1 protein-coding gene is annotated in these 1,078 nt (G+C 48.8%); it reads left to right on the top strand.

The window, feature by feature from the left end; translation table 11 throughout:
• Positions 1-302 precede the first annotated feature (302 nt).
• A complete protein-coding gene (locus tag CFR76_RS17430; RefSeq protein ID WP_244192008.1) occupies positions 303-833 on the top strand; it encodes a hypothetical protein in 531 nt (176 codons plus the stop codon).
• The last annotated feature ends 245 nt before the right edge of the window (positions 834-1,078 follow it).

Here is a 1,078-nt window from a genome sequence, read left to right as displayed (position 1 = left end):
ACACCCCGCCTGCATAAAGGTGACAGAAAAGGAATCACAACAGATTCATCTGCATCAAGCACAAAATTCAAGAACAGCAGATTTGTGGGTAACTGCAAGTTCTACCGGATGCTTACCTTGAATCACATCCAGATGCTTCAGAAAAGCATAATTCCCAACAGGCCCCAGGAAAATTTGGATTTTGTCCGCGCTGTCTTGCTCAGCCTCACCCCAACTCCAGGGAACGTACAAAGCTCGCTGGTTTATCTGGAGAAGGTCGTAGCTCAGCCACTACATTGTTGGTTTCCACTGCTTTGGAGTGGATGAATGATCCGTACAGCGGAGTTCCGAAAGAGAAGCGTAAACTACTTGGTTTTACTGACAATCGGCAGGATGCTGCACTCCAAGCCGGTCATTTCAACGATTTTTTGTTCGTTAGTCTTTTGCGCGGGGGAATACTACGTGCTGTCTTGAATGCAGGGACTGACGGTATGGCCGAAGACGAGTTTGGCTTGCGGATTGTTAAAGCTCTGGGATTTACAGCAAACAATGCGCCTATCCGTGTTCATTGGATGTTAGATCCTGATGCCGGAGCTGTAATACGTGAAGATGCACAACGCTCTCTGGCCAAGGTTCTTGCTCATCGATTGTGGACAGATTTGCGGCGTGGGTGGCGTTACACCAATCCGAGTCTTTCTGTTCTAAAACTTATCGATGTGGCTTTTATTGGTCTGGACGAAATCGCAGAAGATAGAGAAAGACTATCTGCTATTCTGCCACAGTTAGGCCCGGCGGCGTTCCCCCACAATCTCGATTGCTGCATGGTTTCTCCGGGCAGAGCAGTTGGCTGCTAGCAGACGTCGGTAATCGCTCCTCTACGAAGAGCACTTATGACAACGATTCCGCCGGTGAGCGTATCGTCGTCAGATCGCGTAATTTCCACTAATCAATAAGGCCGCCGATAAAGATCACGTCATCGTGATATGGCCTGTTTTAAGTCCAACCTACGCTGCGCTTTCACTCCCATCTGCATCCTATACGCATCCTGCGCAGGATTTTGGGCACAAAAAAAGCCACCCGATTGGGTGGCTTTTCCTTT

The organism is Komagataeibacter swingsii, from assembly GCF_003207895.1.
Lineage (GTDB): Bacteria > Pseudomonadota > Alphaproteobacteria > Acetobacterales > Acetobacteraceae > Komagataeibacter > Komagataeibacter swingsii.
This window is presented reverse-complemented; position numbering and strand designations above follow the sequence as displayed.